This window comes from Chitinasiproducens palmae (assembly GCF_900095735.1).
Classification (GTDB): domain Bacteria; phylum Pseudomonadota; class Gammaproteobacteria; order Burkholderiales; family Burkholderiaceae; genus Chitinasiproducens; species Chitinasiproducens palmae.
This window is the reverse complement of the sequence record NZ_FNLO01000004.1, coordinates 264,389-283,980: the sequence shown is the minus strand read 5'-3', so window position 1 is coordinate 283,980 and position 19,592 is coordinate 264,389. Positions and strand designations below refer to the sequence as shown.

21 protein-coding genes and 1 tRNA gene are annotated in these 19,592 nt (G+C 67.4%); 4 read left to right on the top strand and 18 right to left on the bottom strand.

The features are described from left to right. The first annotated feature begins 39 nt into the window (after nucleotides 1–39). Both coaD and BLU54_RS08990 read left to right on the top strand, forming a co-directional pair. On the top strand, nucleotides 40–525 hold the full coding sequence (gene coaD, locus BLU54_RS08995; RefSeq protein WP_091907194.1) for a pantetheine-phosphate adenylyltransferase: 486 nt from the start codon (nucleotides 40–42) through the stop codon (nucleotides 523–525). 16 nt (nucleotides 526–541) lie between these two features. Then, nucleotides 542–802, top strand: a complete 261-nt coding sequence (locus tag BLU54_RS08990) for a YfhL family 4Fe-4S dicluster ferredoxin (RefSeq protein WP_091907192.1) — start codon at nucleotides 542–544, stop codon at nucleotides 800–802. Between the two features lie 108 nt (nucleotides 803–910). Here BLU54_RS08990 and pth read toward each other — a convergent pair whose 3' ends face one another. The 7 genes from pth to BLU54_RS08955 form a co-directional block, all read right to left on the bottom strand. After that, on the bottom strand, nucleotides 911–1,501 hold the full coding sequence (pth, locus tag BLU54_RS08985; protein WP_091907415.1) for an aminoacyl-tRNA hydrolase: 591 nt from the start codon (nucleotides 1,499–1,501) through the stop codon (nucleotides 911–913). An 82-nt stretch (nucleotides 1,502–1,583) separates the two neighbouring features. Further along, on the bottom strand, nucleotides 1,584–2,195 hold the full coding sequence (locus BLU54_RS08980) for a 50S ribosomal protein L25/general stress protein Ctc (RefSeq protein ID WP_091907413.1): 612 nt from the start codon (nucleotides 2,193–2,195) through the stop codon (nucleotides 1,584–1,586). Nucleotides 2,196–2,359: 164 nt separating this feature from the next. Beyond that, nucleotides 2,360–3,322, bottom strand: coding sequence for a ribose-phosphate pyrophosphokinase (locus tag BLU54_RS08975; protein ID WP_170845084.1), 963 nt, complete (start codon nucleotides 3,320–3,322; stop codon nucleotides 2,360–2,362). Between the two features lie 51 nt (nucleotides 3,323–3,373). Continuing rightward, nucleotides 3,374–3,450, bottom strand: a tRNA-Gln gene (locus BLU54_RS08970). A 49-nt stretch (nucleotides 3,451–3,499) separates the two neighbouring features. Continuing rightward, on the bottom strand, nucleotides 3,500–4,465 hold the full coding sequence (gene ispE, locus BLU54_RS08965; RefSeq protein ID WP_091907190.1) for a 4-(cytidine 5'-diphospho)-2-C-methyl-D-erythritol kinase: 966 nt from the start codon (nucleotides 4,463–4,465) through the stop codon (nucleotides 3,500–3,502). Between the two features lie 330 nt (nucleotides 4,466–4,795). Continuing rightward, complete coding sequence (lolB, locus tag BLU54_RS08960) at nucleotides 4,796–5,458, bottom strand: lipoprotein insertase outer membrane protein LolB (RefSeq protein ID WP_091907188.1); 663 nt, start codon at nucleotides 5,456–5,458, stop codon at nucleotides 4,796–4,798. Continuing rightward, nucleotides 5,455–7,422: a tetratricopeptide repeat protein gene (locus tag BLU54_RS08955; protein WP_091907186.1), complete on the bottom strand. Its 1,968-nt coding sequence runs from the start codon at nucleotides 7,420–7,422 to the stop codon at nucleotides 5,455–5,457. Before BLU54_RS08955 ends, lolB begins: the two co-directional genes overlap by 4 nt. A 356-nt stretch (nucleotides 7,423–7,778) precedes the next feature. On the opposite strand from BLU54_RS08955, the gene mutM reads away from it, so the two are divergent. Beyond that, entirely contained in the window at nucleotides 7,779–8,612 is an 834-nt protein-coding gene (mutM, locus tag BLU54_RS08950) for a bifunctional DNA-formamidopyrimidine glycosylase/DNA-(apurinic or apyrimidinic site) lyase (RefSeq protein WP_091907184.1), read from the top strand. After that, entirely contained in the window at nucleotides 8,609–9,709 is a 1,101-nt protein-coding gene (mutY, locus tag BLU54_RS08945) for an A/G-specific adenine glycosylase (RefSeq protein WP_091907182.1), read from the top strand. Before mutM ends, mutY begins: the two co-directional genes overlap by 4 nt. 24 nt (nucleotides 9,710–9,733) lie before the next feature. On the opposite strand, the gene BLU54_RS08940 is transcribed toward mutY, so the two are convergent. The 11 genes from BLU54_RS08940 to BLU54_RS08890 form a co-directional block, all read right to left on the bottom strand. Next, nucleotides 9,734–10,360, bottom strand: a complete 627-nt coding sequence (locus BLU54_RS08940; protein WP_407919405.1) for an LON peptidase substrate-binding domain-containing protein — start codon at nucleotides 10,358–10,360, stop codon at nucleotides 9,734–9,736. 131 nt (nucleotides 10,361–10,491) lie between these two features. After that, nucleotides 10,492–11,406, bottom strand: a complete 915-nt coding sequence (rapZ, locus tag BLU54_RS08935; RefSeq protein WP_091907178.1) for an RNase adapter RapZ — start codon at nucleotides 11,404–11,406, stop codon at nucleotides 10,492–10,494. A 216-nt stretch (nucleotides 11,407–11,622) separates the two neighbouring features. Next, nucleotides 11,623–12,579, bottom strand: a complete 957-nt coding sequence (gene hprK, locus BLU54_RS08930) for an HPr(Ser) kinase/phosphatase (protein ID WP_091907176.1) — start codon at nucleotides 12,577–12,579, stop codon at nucleotides 11,623–11,625. Between the two features lie 117 nt (nucleotides 12,580–12,696). After that, nucleotides 12,697–13,152: a PTS sugar transporter subunit IIA gene (locus BLU54_RS08925; RefSeq protein ID WP_091907174.1), complete on the bottom strand. Its 456-nt coding sequence runs from the start codon at nucleotides 13,150–13,152 to the stop codon at nucleotides 12,697–12,699. A 365-nt stretch (nucleotides 13,153–13,517) separates the two neighbouring features. Further along, nucleotides 13,518–13,877: a ribosome hibernation-promoting factor, HPF/YfiA family gene (gene hpf / locus BLU54_RS08920; RefSeq protein WP_091907172.1), complete on the bottom strand. Its 360-nt coding sequence runs from the start codon at nucleotides 13,875–13,877 to the stop codon at nucleotides 13,518–13,520. Nucleotides 13,878–13,988: 111 nt separating this feature from the next. Then, complete coding sequence (locus tag BLU54_RS08915; RefSeq protein WP_091907170.1) at nucleotides 13,989–15,485, bottom strand: RNA polymerase factor sigma-54; 1,497 nt, start codon at nucleotides 15,483–15,485, stop codon at nucleotides 13,989–13,991. 188 nt (nucleotides 15,486–15,673) lie between these two features. After that, complete coding sequence (lptB, locus tag BLU54_RS08910) at nucleotides 15,674–16,477, bottom strand: LPS export ABC transporter ATP-binding protein (protein WP_091907410.1); 804 nt, start codon at nucleotides 16,475–16,477, stop codon at nucleotides 15,674–15,676. Between the two features lie 20 nt (nucleotides 16,478–16,497). Continuing rightward, the gene (gene lptA, locus BLU54_RS08905) at nucleotides 16,498–17,133 is read right to left on the bottom strand and encodes a lipopolysaccharide transport periplasmic protein LptA (protein ID WP_091907168.1); all 636 of its coding nucleotides are present in this window, start codon (nucleotides 17,131–17,133) and stop codon (nucleotides 16,498–16,500) included. 10 nt (nucleotides 17,134–17,143) lie between these two features. Then, nucleotides 17,144–17,782 (bottom strand): LPS export ABC transporter periplasmic protein LptC, encoded by a 639-nt coding sequence (gene lptC, locus BLU54_RS08900; RefSeq protein ID WP_235837862.1) that lies wholly within the window; start codon nucleotides 17,780–17,782, stop codon nucleotides 17,144–17,146. Between the two features lie 14 nt (nucleotides 17,783–17,796). Continuing rightward, on the bottom strand, nucleotides 17,797–18,381 hold the full coding sequence (locus tag BLU54_RS08895; RefSeq protein WP_091907164.1) for a KdsC family phosphatase: 585 nt from the start codon (nucleotides 18,379–18,381) through the stop codon (nucleotides 17,797–17,799). Further along, entirely contained in the window at nucleotides 18,381–19,364 is a 984-nt protein-coding gene (locus BLU54_RS08890; RefSeq protein ID WP_091907162.1) for a KpsF/GutQ family sugar-phosphate isomerase, read from the bottom strand. Before BLU54_RS08890 ends, BLU54_RS08895 begins: the two co-directional genes overlap by 1 nt. Between the last annotated feature and the right edge of the window lie 228 nt (nucleotides 19,365–19,592).

Sequence of the window (19,592 nt, the reverse complement as noted above, 5' to 3'; positions counted from 1 at the left end):
GACCGATCCCCAAGAGGCAAGCCAAGAGGAATATCAGCCATGGTTATTGCGGTGTATCCCGGTACGTTCGACCCGTTCACGCGCGGCCACGAGGATCTCGTCCGGCGCGCGTCGAGCATGTTCGACAGGCTGGTCGTCGGCGTCGCCGCGAGCCGCAACAAGGGGCCGTTCTTCTCGCTCGAGGAGCGCCTCGAGATTGCCCGCGACGTGCTCGCCCACTATCCGAACGTGCAGGTTGAAGGGTTCAGCGGCCTGCTGAAGGAATTCGTGCGCGAGCATGGCGCGCGCATCATCGTGCGCGGTTTGCGCGCCGTGTCGGATTTCGAGTACGAATTCCAGCTTGCGGGCATGAATCGCTACCTGTTGCCGGACGTCGAGACGATGTTCATGACGCCGTCCGACCAATACCAGTTCATCTCGGGGCAGATGGTGCGAGAAATCGCGCAGCTGCACGGCGACGTCAGCAAGTTCGTCTTCCCGTCGGTCGAGGCGCGCCTGAAGGCGAAGGTCGCCGCGGCCGCCTGACCTTCCGGCGAGAATCATGGCGCTGATCATCACCGACGAATGCATCAATTGCGACGTCTGCGAGCCGGCCTGTCCGAACGATGCGATCTCGATGGGCGTGGAAATCTACGTGATCGAGCCGTCGCGCTGCACCGAGTGTGTCGGGCATTTCGACGAGCCGCAGTGCCAGATGCTGTGCCCGGTCGAATGCATTCCACGTGATCCGGCGCACGTCGAAACGGAAGCCGAGCTGCTGGCCAAGGCCGAACACCTGAAGGCGTTGAAGGCGGCCGGTTAGGCGCGTGTGGCGGGGTGGCGGTCGGGCAGGCCGGCGGGCCGCCGCCGGTGCCTGCGTCCGGCTGCCGCGCGCCGGCGCAGCCGCCGCAGCCGCCACTGCGCGAGGGCTTCAGCCCTGCCGATGCAGCTGCATCATCGCGCGTTCGCCCTGACCCGCCACGAAGCCGTCCAGCACGGCCAACGCGCGGTCGATCGCCTCGTCGATCTGGTCCTGCTCCTCGCGCCGCGGCGGCTTGAGGACAAAGTTGGCGACATCCGGCTTGGCGCCGGCCGGCAGGCCGTCGCGCGGATGCCCGATGCCCAGGCGCAAGCGCCAGTAGTCCGGCGTCGACAGGTGCGCGCCGATGTCCTTCAAGCCGTTGTGACCGCCGGTGCCGCCGCCGCGCTTGAGGCGCGCGACGCCGGGCGCGAGGTCGAGCTCGTCGTGGGCGACCAGGATCTCGTCCGGCAGGATCTTGTAGAAGCGCGCCAGCGACACCACCGACAGTCCCGAGCGATTCATGAAGGTCTGCGGTTCGAGCAGATACACGTCGTGCCCGCCAAGCCTGCCCCGGCCGGCCATGCCCTGGAAGCGCTGCTCGTGGCGCAGTGTCGCGCCGATGTCCGCCGCGACGCGATCGACGAACCAGAAGCCCGCGTTGTGCCGGGTCGCTGCGTATTCCGGACCGGGATTGCCCAGTCCGACGATCAGCTTGATCATGGGCGTTGCCTCCTTCAAAAGAAAAACCCGCCCGGCATTGCGGCCGGGCGGGTCGATGCTGCGTCCTTCAGGATGACTGCGCTCAGGAAGCAGCACCCTCGTCCGAGTCGGCGGCGTTTTCTTCCGATGCCACGGCAGCCGGGATCGCGGCCGAGGCCAGCACCGGGTTTTCGGCTTCGACGTGCGGCACCAGCGTCACGCCGGCGGGCAGCGTCACGTCCTTCGCGTGAACCGAGTGGCCGGATTCGATCTTCGACAGGTCGACTTCGATGAACTCGGGCAGGGCGCTCGGCAGGCAGCTGATTTCCAGCTCCGTTGCCACGTGCGAGATGATCGCGCCGCCCAGCTTGACCGCCGGGTTGCTTTCCTGGTTCATGAAGTGCAGCGGCACCTTGGTGGTCAGCGCACGGTTCTGGTCGACGCGCTGGAAGTCCACGTGCAGGATAAGCTGCTTGAACGGGTGATACTGGACGTCGCGCAGCAGCACTTGCTGCTTCGCGTCGGCGATTTCCAGGTCGAGGATCGACGCGTGGAAGGCTTCCTTCTTCAGCGCGTGATACAGCGCGTTGTGATCGAGTTCGATCAGCTCCGGTTCGCCGCTGCCATAGATGATGCCCGGGGTCCGACCGGCGCGGCGCAGGCGGCGGCTCGCACCCGTTCCCTGTTCGCTGCGCGCGAAAGCGATGACTTGCATGAGTTTCTCCATATGACTGCCCGCGACCAGGCAGTGAAAAGGCCGGAGGGCATTCCCGTCCGGCCGACCTTGAAGCAACGCCCCGTTCGAGCGGGGCGCCGGTGACGGTGGAGCGTTACACCGCCCCACCGTCGCGACACGCGACCAGGCCGCGTGTCGTGAATTCAGCTTTCGTCCTGCTTCTCGGCGAACAGCGAGATGACCGAGTCGCCGCGGCGGATTCGAGAGAACGTTTCCGCGAGCAGGCTGGCGCTCGACAGCGTACGGATCTTCGCGCAGGCACGGGCTTCCGCGTTCAGCGGGATCGTGTCGGTGATCACCAGCTCGTCGAGCGACGATTCGGCGATCCGCTTGCCGGCGCCGCCGGACAGCACCGGGTGCGTCGCGTAGGCGAAGACCTTCAGCGCGCCGCGATCCTTCAATACCTGCGCCGCCTTGCAGAGCGTGCCGGCGGTATCGACCATGTCGTCCATGATCACGCAGTTGCGGCCTTCAACGTCGCCGATGATGTTCATCACCTCGGCCACGTTCGCCTTCGGGCGGCGCTTGTCGATGATCGCCAGATCGGTGTTGAGCTGCTTGGCCAGCGCGCGGGCACGCACCACGCCGCCGATGTCCGGCGACACCACGAGCAGATTGTCGTAGTTCTGCTTTTGCAGATCGGCGAGCAGGATCGGCGTCGCGTAGATGTTGTCGACCGGAATGTCGAAGAAGCCCTGGATCTGGTCGGCATGCAGATCCATCGTGATGATGCGATCGACGCCGGCGCTTTCCAGCATGTTGGCGACAACCTTGGCGGAAATCGCGACCCGCGCCGAGCGGGGCCGGCGATCCTGCCGGGCGTAACCGAAATACGGAATGGCTGCGGTGATTCGACCTGCCGAGGCGCGCTTCAGCGCGTCGGTCATGATCATCAATTCCATCAGCGTATCGTTGGTCGGTGCGCAGGTCGACTGCAGCACGAACACGTCCTTGCCGCGAACGTTTTCTTGAATTTCGACCGAGATTTCGCCGTCGGAGAAGCGGCTGACCGCTGCCTTGCCGAGCGGGATACCGAGGATGTTGACGACTTCGTGAGCAAGGCCAGGGTTGGCGTTGCCGGTGAATACCACCAGACTGTCGTTCATCGTGATGTCGCCTTTACGGCAATCTTGGGGCACGGCTGTGAGCGGAAACTTTGGCAGGGGAGGAAGGACTCGAACCCTCGCATGCCGGAATCAAAATCCGGTGCCTTGACCAACTTGGCGACTCCCCTGCAGCACTGACTAGACATTCGTATCGTGCAGTCGATACAAACGCTACAACTAGGATGCCATCGCGTGCAGCGGATGCGTGTCGAGGCTCTTCGCGACCACTGCCCGCCAATCCGCCGGCAAACACGCAGCCACATCGAGCGCCGCTTGCCGGGATGCAAAGGCACAGAAAACGCTTGCCCCAGATCCGGTCATCCGCGCAGATGCATGGCGATTCAACTCATCCAGCACCTGTGCCACTTCGGCGTATTCCCGGATCACCACCGGCTGCATGTCGTTTCTGCCGAAACCGTCGCAGCTGTGTGCTCCTAGGAAGTCCGTAATTCTGACTGGAGCCGAATCGCGTGTCAAGTCTTTTGCGGTGAAAATCTTTGCGGTGGCGACATGGACCGGTGGCGTGACGACCAGGAAGTAGCGCGTCGGCAGCGGCACCGTTTGCAGGGCTTCGCCAACCCCCTCGGCGAACGCGTTTTCGCCGTGCACGAAGAACGGCACGTCGGCGCCGAGCCGCAGCGCCAGTTCCTTCAGTCGCGCACGCGTCAGACCGAGATCCCACAGGCGGTTCAGCGCAAGCAGCGTGGTCGCCGCATCCGAGCTGCCGCCGCCCAGGCCCGCGCCCATCGGCAGCACTTTTCTCACTGCGATCGAGACGCCGAAGGGCGTGCCGGTTTCCGCCTGCAGCAGGCGCGCGGCCCGTACCGTCAGATCGTCGTCGGCCGGCACGCCGTCGATTTCCGACTCACGCACGACTTGCCCGTCGTCGCGCCGTTCGAAGTCGAGCCGGTCACCCCAATCGAGCAGTTGAAAGACGGTCTGCAACAGATGGTAGCCGTCGGCGCGGCGGCCGACGATGTGCAGGAACAGGTTCAGCTTCGCGGGCGCCAGGCAGTCGACGAGGCGCGTCGGCGCAGCCAGCGGCTCATCGGCTGAAGCATCCGTTGACGCATCGGCTGGAGCAACCGCGGGGGGCAGCGGACGAATGGCGGGACTGACCGGGCTGACGGGCTTGACAGACATGACGGGTAGCGCGGCGCCATCGGGCGACGATGATCGATGAGTGGACGGCGAGGCAGGCACGCAGTTTCATGCCACGGCCCGCCGTCGCCGTGCCGAATTGTGCCTGACAGTCGTGCCCCGGTGCGCTTTTCGCGTCGATCAGTCGATCGGTGGGCGGCAGCTAGCTGAAAGCGGGGTGGCAGCGGGCGTGGCCGCGGATGCACGGGCACGCGCAGTGGCCCTGGCCAGGGCCGGCGCGATGACAGTCGCCATCGCACCGGCAGTGGCGCGGCGACGCCGGCCTTGCATCGGTCGGGATGCCGTTGGCCGATGCAGGACCTGAGTCGGCGGTCAGGCCGGCGGGTCGATCACGAGACGCACGTCCAGCGGTTTGCCGCTGGCGCCGTCGCGCTCCAGGTTCATCCGCGTGACCGCTGCGGCGCCGGGCGCGGCCGCTTGGGCCGGCCCGTTCGCGCCGGCGCGTGCTGCGTCGCCACTGGCGGTCGGTTCCGCGTAGCCGAGGTAATCGATCGACCAGCCGTCCTGGTCGAGATGACTGAGGCGTCCCTGCGCGTCGCGACGCACGCCGGACGGCGCGGTGCCGGGCGCCGGCTGCGCAGCGAGCCAATACCGCAGGCCGCTCACCGGCAACGCAAAGCCCAGTGCGCGTTGCATCAGTCCTTCGACGTCGGCGGCACGCTGCGGCTCCCGGTTCGGCAGTGTCAGAGTGGCGCCGGCCTCGTCGCTGTCGATCACCGCCAGTGTCGAACCGAACGGATTGCGCAGTTCGACCCGCACCGCGTCGCCCGTCTCGCGCCAGGCGAAGTTGCCGTACACATGCCGCTCGCTCTGCGTCTGGTCGACGTAACCGAGCGAGAAGCGGCCCTGGTAGCTGGCAGTCGGCGGCACGGTGCGCGTTGCGCGTCCGGCATCCGTCTCGTTCTGCGCTCCAGGCGGCACCGTGGCACAGGCGCCCAGCGCCAGCGTGGCGATCAGGAGCAGGCGGCCGATCATGACGGGTTCGCCGTTGCCGCCGGGACCGATCCGCTACCGTCGCCCGGCCTGCTTGGCGCAGCGGCGGGTCCGGGGACCGCGCGCGGCTCGATCTTGAACCGGCGCAGCGTTGCCAGCAGGGTCGGATCGTCGGCATCCAGCGCCACCGCCGCCTGCCAGGTCTTGCGCGCGTCGTCCTGCCGTCCGACCCGCCACAGCACCTCGCCCAGGTGGGCGCCGATCTCGGCGTTCGGCTTGTTGTCCCATGCGCCTTGCAACAGCGACAGCGCCTGCGTCTTGTCGCCCTGGCGATAGCGCACCCAGCCGAGGCTGTCCTGAATGTAGGCGTCGTTAGGCGCCAGCGACACCGCCTTCTCGACCAGCTTTGCCGCCTCGTCGAGCCGCACGTTGCGATCGGCCAGCGAATAGCCGAGTGCGTTGTAGGCCTGCGGATTGGTCGGATCGAGGGCGATCAGGCGACGCAGTTCGTTTTCCATCACCTCGTAATGGCCGGTCCGTTCGGCGGCCATCGCGTGATCGTAGGCCACGTCCGGGTCGTCGGGCACCAGCTGCGACAGCGCCGCGAGTTTCTTTTCCGCTTCCGGATAGCGCTTTGCGACGAACAGGATGCCGGCCTCCGCGCGTCCGACCGCGACCGCTTCCTGCGGGTCGCGCGGCTGCAGGCTGGCCAGCGTATCGCGCGCGGCGTCGTATTGCCCCGCATCCGCCAGCAACTGCGCGCGCCCGATCTGCGCGTTCACGTAGCGGCTGCTGTTCGGCGACACCTTGCCCAACCAGGCGCGCGCACCATCCTTGTCGCCGCGTTCGAGCGAGATCTGCGCGAGGAACAGATACGCTTGCCCCGGATCGACCACCGTGCCGGCGGCCGCCTGCTTTTCGGCACCGGCCACGTACTGCCGGAACGATTGCTCGGCGGCGTCGTAGCGCTTGGCCTGCAGGTCCAGCATGCCGAGCGCGAGCAGCGGTGTCAGGTCGAGCGGGTCCTGTTTGCGCATCGCCTCGAATTGCGCGCGCGCTGCGTCCGGCTGGTTGTCGCTGACGTAGAGCTGTGCCAGCGCGACGCGGGTCTCGCGCGCGTCCGGATGACGATCGACGTAGCCGGCCAGCGTGGCAATGGCTTCGCGGCGCTCGGCCGGGCCCATCTGGCCGAGCAGCAGCGCCGCCGGCTCGAAGTTGGGTTTCAGATTCAGCGCCGCTTCGAGCGATGCGCGCGCGCCCGGGATGTCGTTGGCCGCGATCTGCTGCCGGGCGATCGCAAAGCGTGCTTCGGGGCGCTGTAGGTCGTTTTTCAACAGATCCTGCAGCAGCGCCAGCGCCGCCACCGGGTCGGGTGCACGCGCAAGCAAGGACTGCAGCGCGATGATGCCGGCGCCGCGCTCGCCCTGCGGCACGCGCGCCAGCTCGGCCACCAGCACCGGTCGCGCGTCGTCGAGCTTGCCGGCCAGTACCAGCAGCGAGGTATCGAGCTGCACCGCCTGCTCGGAGTTCGGTGCGTACTGCCGCCACAGCCGGGCGGCAGTCAACGCGTCGCCGGGGCTCTGCGCCTTCAGCGCGATCTCGGCGGCGCGCTGCGCCATGCGCGGGTCGCGCGATTCACGCGCCAGCGCCATGTAGGTCTGGTACGCCGGCGCGACCTGACCGCGCTGCAGCGCGATTTCGGCGGCGAGCACCTGGTAGACGATCTGGCTGGTCAACCGGGTGTTCGGCAGGCTGGCATCGGCCTTCCTGATCGGCGGCGCGCTGTTGGACTTCACCACCGCTGCATCGGCAGGCGGCGCGGCGGGGGTGTCGGCATCCTGCGCGTAGGCCGTGCCGTAGCTCAGTGCGCCGACGAATCCCGCCAGCGTGAGCGTCCGTAGCGAAGCGCGGAGCCGGAAGGGGAGGCTTGCCGGCGCGGCGCGGGCTTCGCTTCGAGACGGGGCCGGCTGCGAGCCGGCCGTATGCGGGGCGACGACTGGATTCATGGACGCGTGATGAGGGTTTCCGAAGATTGTAGCGCGACCGCTAGAATGGCGGACTTGCTGCCCTTGCAATGGCCGGCGTCGCCGTCATCTCTGCCGGGCGCGCCGGTGCCGGACCCTCGCCGAGGCGCCATTCAAGACGCGTCGTGGCGGGCGGTGGCGCCTGGGGGCGCCTGGGGGCGGGTGCGCCGACCTGCGTGCGTCGGGCTCGCCACCGGCGGCGCCCGACGCACGGCAAGACACAGGCACGCCGACGGACACAAGCACGGACACAGAAGCAGACGCAGTGGTGCACGCCGGACCGCGGGCACGCGCGATCGGACAGGAACCGCGATGAACGGTTCCATACATCGGACCCCATGCCAGAACTACCAGAAGTCGAAGTGACCCGACGGGGCGTCGAGCCCTATGTGACCGGACGCCGCGTCCAGGCCGTCGAGATTCGCGTGCCCGCCCTGCGCTGGCCGGTGCCGCCCGATCTGCCGACGCGCTTGCAAGGTGCGCTCATCGAGCGCGTCGAGCGACGCGGCAAATACCTGCTGTTCGAGTCCGCCGAGGGCTGGCTGATCGTCCACCTTGGCATGACTGGAACGTTGCGCGTGCTGGAGGGGAAGCCGGCGACCGGCAACGCGGCGGGCAAGCACGACCACGTCGACTGGCGCTTCGACGACTTCCTGCTGCGCTACCGCGATCCGCGCCGTTTCGGCGCGGTGCTCTGGCATCCGCGCAGCGCGGGCGACGTCTTGCTGCATCCGCTCCTGGTCGGTCTCGGCGTCGAGCCACTGACGCCTGCGTTTTCGGCCGACATGCTGTACCGGGCCACGCGCGGCCGCTCGCTTGCCATCAAGCAGGCGCTGCTGGCCGGCACCATCGTGGTCGGTGTCGGCAACATCTATGCGTCGGAAGCGCTCTTCAAGGCCGGCATCCGTCCGACCACGCCGGCCGGCCGTATTTCGCTCGCGCGTTATAGACGCCTGACCGACGCGATCAAGGAAACGCTCGCCGAAGCGATCAGCAAGGGCGGCAGCACGCTCCGCGATTTTGCGAACAGCAGCGGGGAAAGCGGCTATTTTCAGTTGGATCATTACGTCTATGACCGCACCGGTCAGCCCTGCAAGACTTGTGGCGCGCCGATCCGCCAGATCGTGCAGCAGCAGCGCTCGACGTTCTTCTGTCCCGCGTGCCAACGATGATTCCGCATCAGCAATTCGCCGCGCGGCTGGTCGCATGGCAACGCGTCCATGGCCGGCACGACCTCCCCTGGCAGCGCACCCGCGATCCCTACCGGATCTGGCTGTCCGAGATCATGCTGCAGCAGACGCAGGTGACGACGGTGATTCCGTACTACGCGCGTTTCCTGGAGCGGTTCCCGGATGTGGCGGCGCTTGCCGCGGCGGATGAGGACGCGGTGCTCGCGCTGTGGGCGGGGCTCGGCTATTACTCGCGTGCGCGCAACCTGCACCGGCTTGCGAAGGAAGTGGTGGCCAACCACGGCGGCGTATTCCCGAGCGATGCCGCCGCGCTGGCGATGTTGCCGGGCATCGGCCGGTCCACCGCCGCGGCGATCGCTTCCTTCGCATTTGGCGCTCGCGAGACCATCCTCGACGGCAATGTGAAGCGTGTGCTGGCGCGCGCCTACGGCATCGAAGGCTTCCCGGGCGAAAAGCGGGTCGAGACTCAGTTGTGGGCGCTGGCCGAGTCGCTGCTCCCCGGCGAGGGCGATCCGGCGATGGGCGCCTATACGCAGGGTCTGATGGACCTCGGCGCGACGCTTTGCGTACGCGGCACGCCCGCGTGCGTGCGGTGCCCGTTCGCCGACGACTGCGTCGCCCATCTGACCGGTCGCGAGCGCGCGTTGCCGACGCCACGGCCGAAGAAGACCGTGCCGCGCCGCGCGCGGTGGATGCTGGTGCTGCGCGACGGCGACCGCGTGCTGCTCGAGAAGCGGCCTCCCGCCGGCATCTGGGGAGGCTTGTGGAGCTTGCCGGAGGCGGACACCGAGCCGGCGCTGGCCGAGCGCACCCGTGCGCTGGGCGGTGCCGCGCGTTTCGAGATGCTGGGGCCGCTGTCGCACGCCTTTACGCACTTCAAGCTCGACATCCACGCATGCATCGATCAGCGGGCAGCCGACGGCGCCGCCGGTCCGGCGTCCGAAGCATGCACGGTGGCGGAGGCGGGCGGTGGGGCTGCGACCGAGACCCGCTGGGTTCGGCTCGATGCGCTCGACAGCTACGGCTTGCCCGCGCCGATCAGCAAGCTGCTTGGCCAGTTGCGCGGCACCTTGCTCTGACGGGCGACCCGCGAGGCCGTGCCGCTACAGCAACTGATGCTTTTCCATGAACTGATGCACGAGCCGCAAACGCGCCCCGGCATGTTCGAGCGCCATCAGTTTCTGGCGTGCGCCCAGCGGCAGGGGCAGCACTTCGGCAAGTCGGTTGCCGACCCAGCACGGGTCGTCGAAGTGGAACGGTTCGAGGAACGGAAGGTTGGTGTCCCGCTCGCCGAGGGTCTCGACGATCCGTCGCAGCACCGCCGCGCAGGGCGGCAGGCAATGCAGGTCGGCTGGATCGTCGACCGGCGGATCGGCTGGCACCAGCTTGCCGTCGCCGCGCAGTAGTCCGTCGGCGCCGGTGCGCCAGGCGTTCAGATGAAAACGATGCGTGCCACGCGTGCGCAGCAGCAGCACGCCGAGGTGCTGCATGTCGCAGTCGATGATCTCGGCCAGGCAGCCCACCGTTTCCGGCACCACGTCCACGCCGGCCTGCGCGACCTCCGCGCCCTCGCGGATCAGGCACACGCCGAACGGCTTGGCCTCGCGCAGGCACTCGCGCGTCATGTCCAGGTAACGCGCCTCGAAGACGCGCAGCGGAAGCAGACCGTCCGGGAACAGCACGGTGCCGAGCGGGAACAACGGTAAGTCTTGCAGAGTCTCGGCCATCATCGCTACGTCCGTGTCGCGGGGGCGCCTGCAACGGCGCGGCAGTGCCGGCCCGGCGTCGCGCAGCGACGCCGGAAGTCGCGCGCGGCGCAACCGGGCCGCATCATCAGCATAGACCGTGGCCGCGGCGCGCGCTAGGCGTCGGCGATTGGCGCAGACACGGGCGCAGACACGGGCGCAGACGCGGGCAGCGGCGCCGGCACCATGTCGCGATGCCGGACGATCACCTGCGCCTCGCCGCCGAAACGCGCCGCCAGCGCCTGCGCGATGTAGACCGAGCGATGCTGGCCGCCCGTGCAGCCGATCGCGACGGTCAGGTAGCTGCGATTGTCGTCGCGGAACGTCGGCAGCCACTTTTCCAGATAGGCGTGGATGTCGCTGATCATCTCGGCGGCGGCCGGAACCTGGCCGAGGAAGCGCTTGACCGGCTCGTCCAGGCCGGTCAGCGCCCGCAACTGGTGATCATAGAAGGGGTTGGGCAGCGAGCGGACGTCGAACACGAAGTCCGCATCCAGTGGCAGACCGCGCTTGAAGCCGAATGACTCGAACATCAGCGTCAGGTGGTCGTTGTCGTGTTCGGCAAAGCGCTTGACCCAGGCACGCAGCGTATTCGAGCGCAGGCTGCTGGTGTCGATCTGGTGTCCCAGTTCGGCCAGACTGGAGAGCAGCTCGCGCTCGCCCTCGATCGCGTCGGCCAGCGACGCGTCCGGGCCTTCGGGATTGACCGACGAAAGCGGATGGCGCCGACGCGTCTCGGAGAAGCGCGCGATCAAGGCCTGCGTGCTCGCGTTCAGGAACAGCACCCGTACGTCGTGGCCGGCTTCGCGCAGTCGCGTCAATATGCCCGGCATGTCGATCAGGCCCATTCCTGAGCGAGCATCGATGGCGACGGCAAGCAGCGTGCGGCCGTCGTTGGTCAGGAAGCTGACCAGATCGGGCAGGAAGCGGGGCGGCAGATTGTCGACGCAGTAGTAGCCCCCGTCTTCGAGGGCGGTCAGCGCGACCGATTTACCGGAACCGGAGATGCCGGTGATGAGGACAATGCGCATCGGCGACAGGAGGCTCCCAGGCTCGCGGCGGTGAGCCGCCTGGTAGCCCGCGCATGGCCATGGTAGGCATCGGCGGGCGCGACGGAGCAGGCGGCGCAGTTGGAACGGATGCCTTGCAGGCGGTGGGCCCGGCGCATCGTCAACGGCCGCGGCCAAAGTGCTTGCATCATAGCATCGCGACCGCGGCGGCGTCCCGCCATCGGCTGCGGCGTGCCGCTAGCGGTATTGGCCGTCCGGATCCTGCATGGCAAGCCGTTGCCGGTCCATGAAGTCGCGCAGCGTGTCGATGCCGCGCAGCTGCAGGATCGTGTTGCGCACCGCGGCCTCGACCAGCACCGCGAGGTTGCGGCCAGCCGCCACCTGCAGCGTCACCTTCGAGACCGGGATGCCGAGCACGTCGACCGTTTGCGAATCGAGCGGCAGGCGCTGGAACTCGCCATCGGTGCGCCGCACCAACTGGACGATAAGCTTGAGCTTCATCTTGCGGCGGACCGCGGTCTCGCCGAAGATGGTCTTGATGTCGAGCAGTCCGAGCCCGCGGACTTCGAGCAGATTCTGCAACAACGGCGGGCAGCGTCCCTCGATGTAATCGGGGCCAAGCCGGACGAAATCGACCGCGTCGTCGGCAACCAGCCCGTTGCCCCGGCTGATGAGTTCGAGACCGAGTTCGCTCTTGCCCAGACCGGAATCGCCGGTGAGCAGCACGCCCATGCCCAGGATGTCGAGGAACACCCCGTGCATCGTCGCGCGCGGCGCCAGGATACGGGACATGTACAGACGCAGATTGTCGATCACCGCGGCCGAGGAGAGCGGCGTGGTGAACAGCGGGGTCGACGATCGCGTGCAGCGCAGTTCGAGTTCCTTCGGCACCTCGTTGCCGTCGGCCACCACCAGGAACGGCGGCTCGAGCGCGATCAGCTCGGCCATGTGGCGGCTGCTGTCCTCGCTGCTCAGGCGGTTGTAGTACTTCAGCTCCGCCTCGCCGAGCACCTGTATCCGGTTCGGGTGGATCAGGTTCAGGTGGCCGATCAGGTCGGCGCCCGAGGTCGCATTCTCGACGGTCTCGGCGGAGAAGCCGCGCTCCCAGCCCTCGTGGCCGGACAGCCAGCTCAACTTCAGCGCCGGCGCATTGTCGTCGAAGATGCTCTGCGCATTGATGCTCGAAGTGTCCATCGTGCCAGTCGGTCGGAAGCTTGGCTCGCCGGACGGTCCGGAAAGCCGCGGAGCACGCCGGACCCGTCGCCCCGCTTCAAGGCAGGCGCGACGGCGCGGCGCGGCGGTTGCAGGTCCTCAGGGACGCCAGTCGGTCAGCAGGCCATGCACTTCGCCCCGGTCGGCGGTGGTCGCAAGCTTTTCGCGAACCGCCGCATCCGACAGAAGTTGCGCGATTTCGGAGAGAATTTCAAGGTGCTGCTGCGTGGCCTGTTCCGGCACGAGCAGGAAGATCAGCAGATTGACGGGCAGGCCGTCCGGGGCTTCGAACGGGATCGGCTCGGCCAGACGCACGAACGCGGCGCACGGTTGCTTCAATCCCTTGATGCGGCCGTGCGGAATCGCCACGCCCTCGCCGAGCCCCGTGGAGCCCAGCCGTTCGCGCGCGAACAGATTGTCCGTCACGATGCTGCGCGCGACGCCGTTCTGATTTTCGAAGATCAGTCCCGCTTGCTCGAACACGCGTTTCTTGCTGGTGACGGCAAGATCGAGAACAACGTTTTCGAGAGGGAGCAGTTTGGCTAGACGATTCATTTTGACGGATAGCGCGACACTGCGTCTTCTAGTGCGATGGCCCGCACACCGGCGAGCCGGGCAACGGCATGGCGTCGCCGCGCCATGTCAGTCCATCGTCGAGTCCTTGAGCGCGCTGCTACCACTACGACCCCGTATTCGATCGAAGCATTATAAATACAAACCTGGGAGAAAGCGGCGGGGACACGCGCGAGCGGCGCGTGCGCGTTGCGACTTTGCCGCAGTTGTTTCGCCGCCGCCTCCCACCTGCGCGAGGCAGGCAGTAGCGGCGGCGTGGGACGCGCGTCCCGGCTCCGATGGAGCCTTGTCGGCCCCGAGGCCGATGCAATGTGTTGCGGAACGGGCGGCGCGTGGGCCGCGTCCGGTCAGCCGACCTGCTGCTCGGCGCCGATGATGTCGGTCTGGTGCTTCAGCGCTTCGCGTTGGTGACCCTGCAGACGGTCCTTGTGACGGAGGACCTGGCGGTCGAGCTTGTCGACCAGCATGTCGATTGCGGCATAGAGATCCGACTCGGCGCTTTCCACGTAGATGTCGCGCCCTTTCACGCGGACCGTGATCTCCGCGCGTTGGCGGCGATCCTTCTCGCGGGAATTATCCACCGCCAGTAGCACCGTGGCGTCGATCACCTGATCGAAATGGCGGATGACCCGGTCGAGCTTGGCGACCACGTATTCGCGCAGGGCAGGCGTGACTTCGAGATGGTGTCCACTGATGATCAGATTCATAGTGCTCTCCATGCTGGAGGCCGCGACACCGGCGGCGGTACGGACCTTCGGTCGTATCGCCGCTTGTCACTTCGGTCGCGACCGGTTTAACCGGCGCGACAGTGCGCCGGATTACAAGGACTTGCGCAGGTTGACCGCTGGAATCCGCAGCGCTTCACGATATTTCGCGACCGTTCGTCGGGCGACCACGAAGCCCTGTTCGGCCAGCAATTCGGCGATGCGGCTGTCTGACAGCGGTGTACGGGTATCCTCCGCTCCTATCAGTTGCTTGATCAGGGCCCGGATCGCCGTGGACGATGCCGAGCCGCCGGTATCGGTGGAAACGTGCGAGCCGAAGAAGTATTTGAACTCCAGCGTACCGAACGGCGTAAGCATGTATTTGCCGGACGTGACGCGCGAAATCGTCGACTCGTGCAAACCTAGCGTATCAGCAATCTCCCGCAAAACCAAGGGACGCATGGCGATTTCGCCATGCGCAAAAAAGCTCTTCTGACGCTCGACGATGGCCTGCGCGACACGCAGAATCGTCTCGAAACGCTGCTGAATGTTCTTGATCAGCCAGCGCGCCTCCTGCAACTGTTGGCGCAGCGAACCACTGCCCGGGTCGCCCCGGTTGTTGCGCAGGATGTTCGCGTACAGGCTGTTGATACGCAATTTCGGCACCACCTCGGGATTGAGCTCGGCGAGCCAGCCGGCCGAGGTCTTGCGCACCAGGATGTCCGGCACCACGTAGTCCGCTTCGGGCTTGCCGTAGGCGGCGCCCGGGAACGGTTCGAGCGATCGGATCAGCGCGTGCGCCTCGCGCAGCGCATCCTCGTCCACCTTCAGGCTGCGCTTGAGTCGCGTGAAATCGCGTGCGGCCAGCAGCGGCAGGTGGTTGTCGACGATGTCCAGCGCCAGCTTGCGGGTCGGGTCCGCCTTGAGCCGCAGCAGTTGCAGGCGCAGGCACTCGGCGGGTGAGCGCGCCGCGATGCCGCACGGCTCGAAGCTCTGCACGAGCGATAGCGCTGCCTGCAGTTCGTCGAGCTCGACGTCGAGCTCTTCCGGCAGTTCCTCGGCGACGTCCTCGAGCGACTCGTTCAGATAGCCGTCGTCGCTCAGCGATTCGATCAGGAAGGTGGCGAGCGCGCGGTCGCGCTGGTCCACCTGCGTCAAATGCAATTGCGCGAGCAGATGGTCGCGCAGGCTGGTCGGCACTTCCTGCAACTGCATCGGCGGCAGGTCGTCGTCGTCGCTCGGCGCGCCGCCGCGCGGGAAGTCGTCGAGGCTCCAGCTCGAACTCTCGCCATTGTCCTGCCCGATCGAATCGAGCGCATTGCTCTCCGGGGCGGGCGCGGCGTCGCTCGGCGCGGCCGATTCGCCGGTGGGCGGCGCGCTGTCGCCGGACGACTGCGCCGGGCCGGAGGTATGGATCGAGCCGTCGGTGGCAACGCGGGTTGCCTTGCCGATCCAGTCCTCGTCGTTATCCAGCAACGGGTTCTGCGCCACCGCGGCAGCCACTTCCTGCTGCAGTTCGAGCGTCGACAACTGCAGCAGCCGGATCGACTGCTGCAGCTGCGGTGTCAGCGCAAGGTGTTGCGAGAAGCGGAGTTGCAGACTGGCTTTCATTCAAATTGCCGGATTTCGTCCAAAGATATTCGCACTGGCATGTCGGTGCGCCGAGGCACCCGGGTGCACGGGCGGGCATGGCGACCCTCGAAGGCACCTGCCTACATGTTAAACGGCATTGCGGGCACGCGTAATGCTGGCGACGGACTTTCTGCGCGCGCGGCGCGCACGCCACGCCGCGCGCATGCTTACATCTTGAAATGCTCGCCGAGATACACGCGGCGTACGTGTTCGTTCTCGATAATGTCCGCGGGCGCGCCGGAGGCGAGCACGTGCCCGTCGGCAATGATGTACGCGTGGTCGCAGATGCCCAGTGTCTCGCGCACGTTGTGGTCGGTGATCAGCACGCCGATGTTGCGGGCCTTGAGGAAGCGCACGATCTTCTGTATCTCAAGTACCGCGATCGGGTCAACGCCGGCAAAAGGTTCGTCGAGCAGAATGAACGACGGATCGCTGGCCAGCGCGCGCGCGATCTCCACGCGGCGCCGTTCGCCGCCGGACAGCGACAGCGCGGCGTTGTCTCGCAAGTGGGCGATCTGCAATTCCTGCAACAGCGCGTCGGTCCGGGTGTTCACTTCACTGCGGCTCAGGCGACGGTCGTGTTCGTCCGTCTGCAGTTCCAGCACCGCACGAATATTCTGCTCCACCGACAGCTTGCGGAATACCGAGGCTTCCTGCGGCAGGTAGGACAGGCCCAGGCGAGCGCGCCGGTGGATCGGCAGTTGCGAGATCTCGACATCGTCCAGCAGGATCTCGCCGGCGTCGAGCGGCACCAGCCCGACGATCATATAGAACGAAGTGGTCTTGCCCGCGCCGTTCGGACCGAGCAGGCCGACCACCTCGCCGCTCCTCACCTCCAGCGACACGTCCCTGACCACGGTGCGCGCGCCGTAACGCTTCTCGAGCTGCTTGACCGTCAGCGTGCTGGTCTCGCCGCTGTGGTCCGGGCCGATCGACAGGATCGTTTCGCGCGTTGGCGCGGCGTCCGCCATGCCTGTTTCGCTCGGCCGGCTCATGGCTGGCTGCTCGAGTTCACGCTGGTCGACGGCGTCAGCGAGGTCCGTCCCTGCAGCGGCGCCGCGCCGCCATTGCGGGGCCCGAGCATGCCGCGCACGCGTCCGCCGCTCGTGGTGCCGGCGCTCGACGTGGCGGTGTAGCGATCGGTCTGCTGCTCGTAGCGTATCTGGTTGCCCTGGACCTGGTCGATCACCGTGCTCAGGCCGGCCAGCCGCTTGACGATCGCCTGCCCGGTCAGCGTGGTGACTTCGTTCCTGCCGTCGTAGTCGATGCGTTTCGCATTGCCTTCGATGTACTCGTCGACCGCGTCGCGCTTCTGGCGGAAGTACGCGAGCTTGTTCGAATTCATCGTCGCCTGGGCGTATTGATAGCCCTGCGGATCGGTGCGGATCTCGACACGGTCGGCGCGAATCACGATCGTGCCCTTGGTCAGCACCACATCGCCGGTGAGGACGGTGATCTGCTTGAGATCGTCGTAGCTCAGATTGGCGGCATCGAAGACGAGCGGCTTGCCGCTATCGGCCTGCTCCGCGTGCGCAAGCGGCGTGCACAACAGCGCGGCGGCGCCGAACGTGCTGACCAGCACATGCGCCGCGCGCGGGAAAATTCGTGAGGCCGACGTTTGCTTCATCCTGGGTTCTTTACTGATTGGCGGTGGCCCGCGGACGCGCGCCTCCGTTGAATTCCGCGGCGGCGATGGAGCCGCGCACCTGTCCGAGCAAGCGCAGCTGACGCGTCACGTTGTTGTACACCATGCCGCTGGCGTTCGTGACCGAAGGGCCGCGCAGCAGTTTAACCGGCTTTTCGGTTTCGACCACGTCGTCGTTCACCAGGACCCGGAAATGCTCGGAGAGCGCCTGCATTTCGGGCGCGTCCGGCGCCGCGTCGCGCACCACATGCGCCTGATCATACAGGTCGATCACGGCTTGATCGGCGCTGACGGTGCCGCGCTGGGCGGTCACGGTCACCTCCGGCTCGCCGGGCGTGAAGGAGCGCAGCGCGGGTTGCTGGATCTCGGTGACCTGCGTGTCCTCGTAGCGGATCATGTGATCGGCGGTGAGCCGGTACACCGGCTGCCCCTTCTCGGAGAGCGAGGTGACCGACAGCCGGTCGGCAAAGCTGTCGGGCACGTGCATGCGGGCGCGGGCTGCCGGCGTCTTCTCGGTCGGCAGCGCGCGTTGCAGCAGCCAGTAGGTGCCACCGGCCAGCACCGCGAGCAGTGCCACCGGCAGCAGCCTGCCGACCTTCGCGCGCCAGTCGTCGCGCACCGCCGCGCGCAACTGCGCGCGCCGGATCATCGCTGCGCTCCGTCGCCGGCGCCAGGCCGGCAATAGGCGTCGAGCAGCGTGTCGTAGACGCCGCGCGCCTGCAGCAGCAGGTCGCACACGTCGCGCACCGCGCCATGGCCGCCGCTGCGCGCCGTGCGGAAGTGCGCGCGCGCCGCCACCGCAGCGTGTGCGTTGGCGGGGCAGGCCGCGAAGCCCACGCAGCACATCACCGGCAGATCCGGCCAGTCGTCGCCCATGTGTCCGGCCTGCGCCGGCGTCAGCCCGCATTCCGCGAGCAGTGTATCGAGGGCCGCGCGTTTGTCGCCGATGCCCTGCGCGACATGATCGATGCCCAGTTCGGCCGCGCGGCGCGCGACCATCGGCGAGCGCCGGCCGGTGATCAGCGCGGTGCGGATGCCGGCGCGCTGCAGCAGCTTGATGCCCTGGCCGTCGAGAATGTTGAAGGCCTTGAGCATCTCGCCCTCGGCGCCGAAGTACACGCGGCCGTCGGTCAGGACCCCGTCCACGTCGAAGATCATCAGCTCGACCGCCGCCGCGCGGCGCATGCAGTCCGCGTGGTCGGGCGTGGCCGGTGCCGTCAGCGTTGTCATCAGATCACCTTCGCCGCGAACAGGTCGTGCATGTTCAGCGCGCCGATCAGCACGCCATCGGCGTCGGTCACCAGCACCTGGTTGATACGATGACGTTCCATGATCTCCAGCGCTTCGGTGGCGAGTTGCGACGCGCCGATCGTGCGCGGCGCACGCGTCATCACGTCGACGAGCGGGCGCTGCCTGAAGTCGCCTTCGCTGGCCAGAATGCGGCGCAGGTCGCCATCGGTGAAGATGCCCACGACACGGCGCGTCTCATCGATCACCGCGGTCATGCCGAGACGCTTGTCGGTGATCTCGAAAAGGGCCTCGGCGACGCTGGCATTGGTGCCGACCGAGGGCACCGCGTCGCCGGTGCGCATCACATCCGACACATAGGTCAGCAAACGCCGGCCAAGCGCGCCGCCGGGATGCGAGCGGGCGAAATCGTCGGCGCCGAAGCCGCGCGCATCCAGCACCGCGAGCGCCAGCGCGTCACCCAGCGCGAGCGCGGCGGTGGTGCTGGCCGTTGGCGCCAGATTGAGCGGGCAGGCTTCCTTCGCGACCACCACCGGCAGATGCACGTCGGCCAGCTTCGCGAGGCTCGACGCCGGCTGGCCGGTCAGGGCGATCAGCCGCGCGCCGAGCCGCTTGATCAGCGGCATGATGCGCAGCAGTTCCTCGGTCTCGCCGGAGTTCGACAGCGCGATGAACACGTCGGCGCCGGTCACCATGCCGAGGTCGCCATGGCTGGCCTCGGCGGGGTGCACGAAGAACGCGGGCGTGCCGGTACTGGCCAGGGTCGCGGCGACCTTGCGCGCGATGTGGCCGGACTTGCCCATCCCGGAAACGACCACGCGGCCGGCGCAGTCGAGCAGCAGCGCGACCGCCTCGACAAAGGCGCCGTCGATGGCCGAGGCAAGGTCGCGTACCGCGTCCGCCTCGATCGACAACACGTCGCGCGCGAGGTCGAGAGCGCGATCGCCATTGAATTTCGCTATCATGCGCGGAGTATATCAAAGGCGTCCGCTGGCTCAGGGGCGTGCCGGCGCCCCTGCGCGCCGCGCTTTGCACGCTGTCATCGCCGCATTGTCGTGCCGCCGCCGCGCGCTCCGACGCGCGGGCCGCGCGGCACGCGCAGGTGCTTTTTGCCTGTCGCGAGCCCGCCGCCGACACCGTTCGCGTGCCGCGTGCGCGGTGCCTTCGTTCCCCGCTCAACGCTTTCGCGACCC

Bases quoted from the DNA above. Each gene is read 5' to 3' on its own strand.
- coaD (WP_091907194.1), top strand. From the start codon at position 40: ATGGTTATTGCGGTGTATCCCGGTACGTTCGACCCGTTCACGCGCGGC.
- BLU54_RS08990 (WP_091907192.1), top strand. From the start codon at position 542: ATGGCGCTGATCATCACCGACGAATGCATCAATTGCGACGTCTGCGAG.
- pth (WP_091907415.1), bottom strand. From the start codon at position 1,501: ATGATCAAGCTGATCGTCGGACTGGGCAATCCCGGTCCGGAATACGCA.
- BLU54_RS08980 (WP_091907413.1), bottom strand. From the start codon at position 2,195: ATGCAAGTCATCGCTTTCGCGCGCAGCGAACAGGGAACGGGTGCGAGC.
- BLU54_RS08975 (WP_170845084.1), bottom strand. From the start codon at position 3,322: ATGAACGACAGTCTGGTGGTATTCACCGGCAACGCCAACCCTGGCCTT.
- ispE (WP_091907190.1), bottom strand. From the start codon at position 4,465: ATGTCTGTCAAGCCCGTCAGCCCGGTCAGTCCCGCCATTCGTCCGCTG.
- lolB (WP_091907188.1), bottom strand. From the start codon at position 5,458: ATGATCGGCCGCCTGCTCCTGATCGCCACGCTGGCGCTGGGCGCCTGT.
- BLU54_RS08955 (WP_091907186.1), bottom strand. From the start codon at position 7,422: ATGAATCCAGTCGTCGCCCCGCATACGGCCGGCTCGCAGCCGGCCCCG.
- mutM (WP_091907184.1), top strand. From the start codon at position 7,779: ATGCCAGAACTACCAGAAGTCGAAGTGACCCGACGGGGCGTCGAGCCC.
- mutY (WP_091907182.1), top strand. From the start codon at position 8,609: ATGATTCCGCATCAGCAATTCGCCGCGCGGCTGGTCGCATGGCAACGC.
- BLU54_RS08940 (WP_407919405.1), bottom strand. From the start codon at position 10,360: ATGATGGCCGAGACTCTGCAAGACTTACCGTTGTTCCCGCTCGGCACC.
- rapZ (WP_091907178.1), bottom strand. From the start codon at position 11,406: ATGCGCATTGTCCTCATCACCGGCATCTCCGGTTCCGGTAAATCGGTC.
- hprK (WP_091907176.1), bottom strand. From the start codon at position 12,579: ATGGACACTTCGAGCATCAATGCGCAGAGCATCTTCGACGACAATGCG.
- BLU54_RS08925 (WP_091907174.1), bottom strand. From the start codon at position 13,152: ATGAATCGTCTAGCCAAACTGCTCCCTCTCGAAAACGTTGTTCTCGAT.
- hpf (WP_091907172.1), bottom strand. From the start codon at position 13,877: ATGAATCTGATCATCAGTGGACACCATCTCGAAGTCACGCCTGCCCTG.
- BLU54_RS08915 (WP_091907170.1), bottom strand. From the start codon at position 15,485: ATGAAAGCCAGTCTGCAACTCCGCTTCTCGCAACACCTTGCGCTGACA.
- lptB (WP_091907410.1), bottom strand. From the start codon at position 16,477: ATGGCGGACGCCGCGCCAACGCGCGAAACGATCCTGTCGATCGGCCCG.
- lptA (WP_091907168.1), bottom strand. From the start codon at position 17,133: ATGAAGCAAACGTCGGCCTCACGAATTTTCCCGCGCGCGGCGCATGTG.
- BLU54_RS08895 (WP_091907164.1), bottom strand. From the start codon at position 18,381: ATGACAACGCTGACGGCACCGGCCACGCCCGACCACGCGGACTGCATG.
- BLU54_RS08890 (WP_091907162.1), bottom strand. From the start codon at position 19,364: ATGATAGCGAAATTCAATGGCGATCGCGCTCTCGACCTCGCGCGCGAC.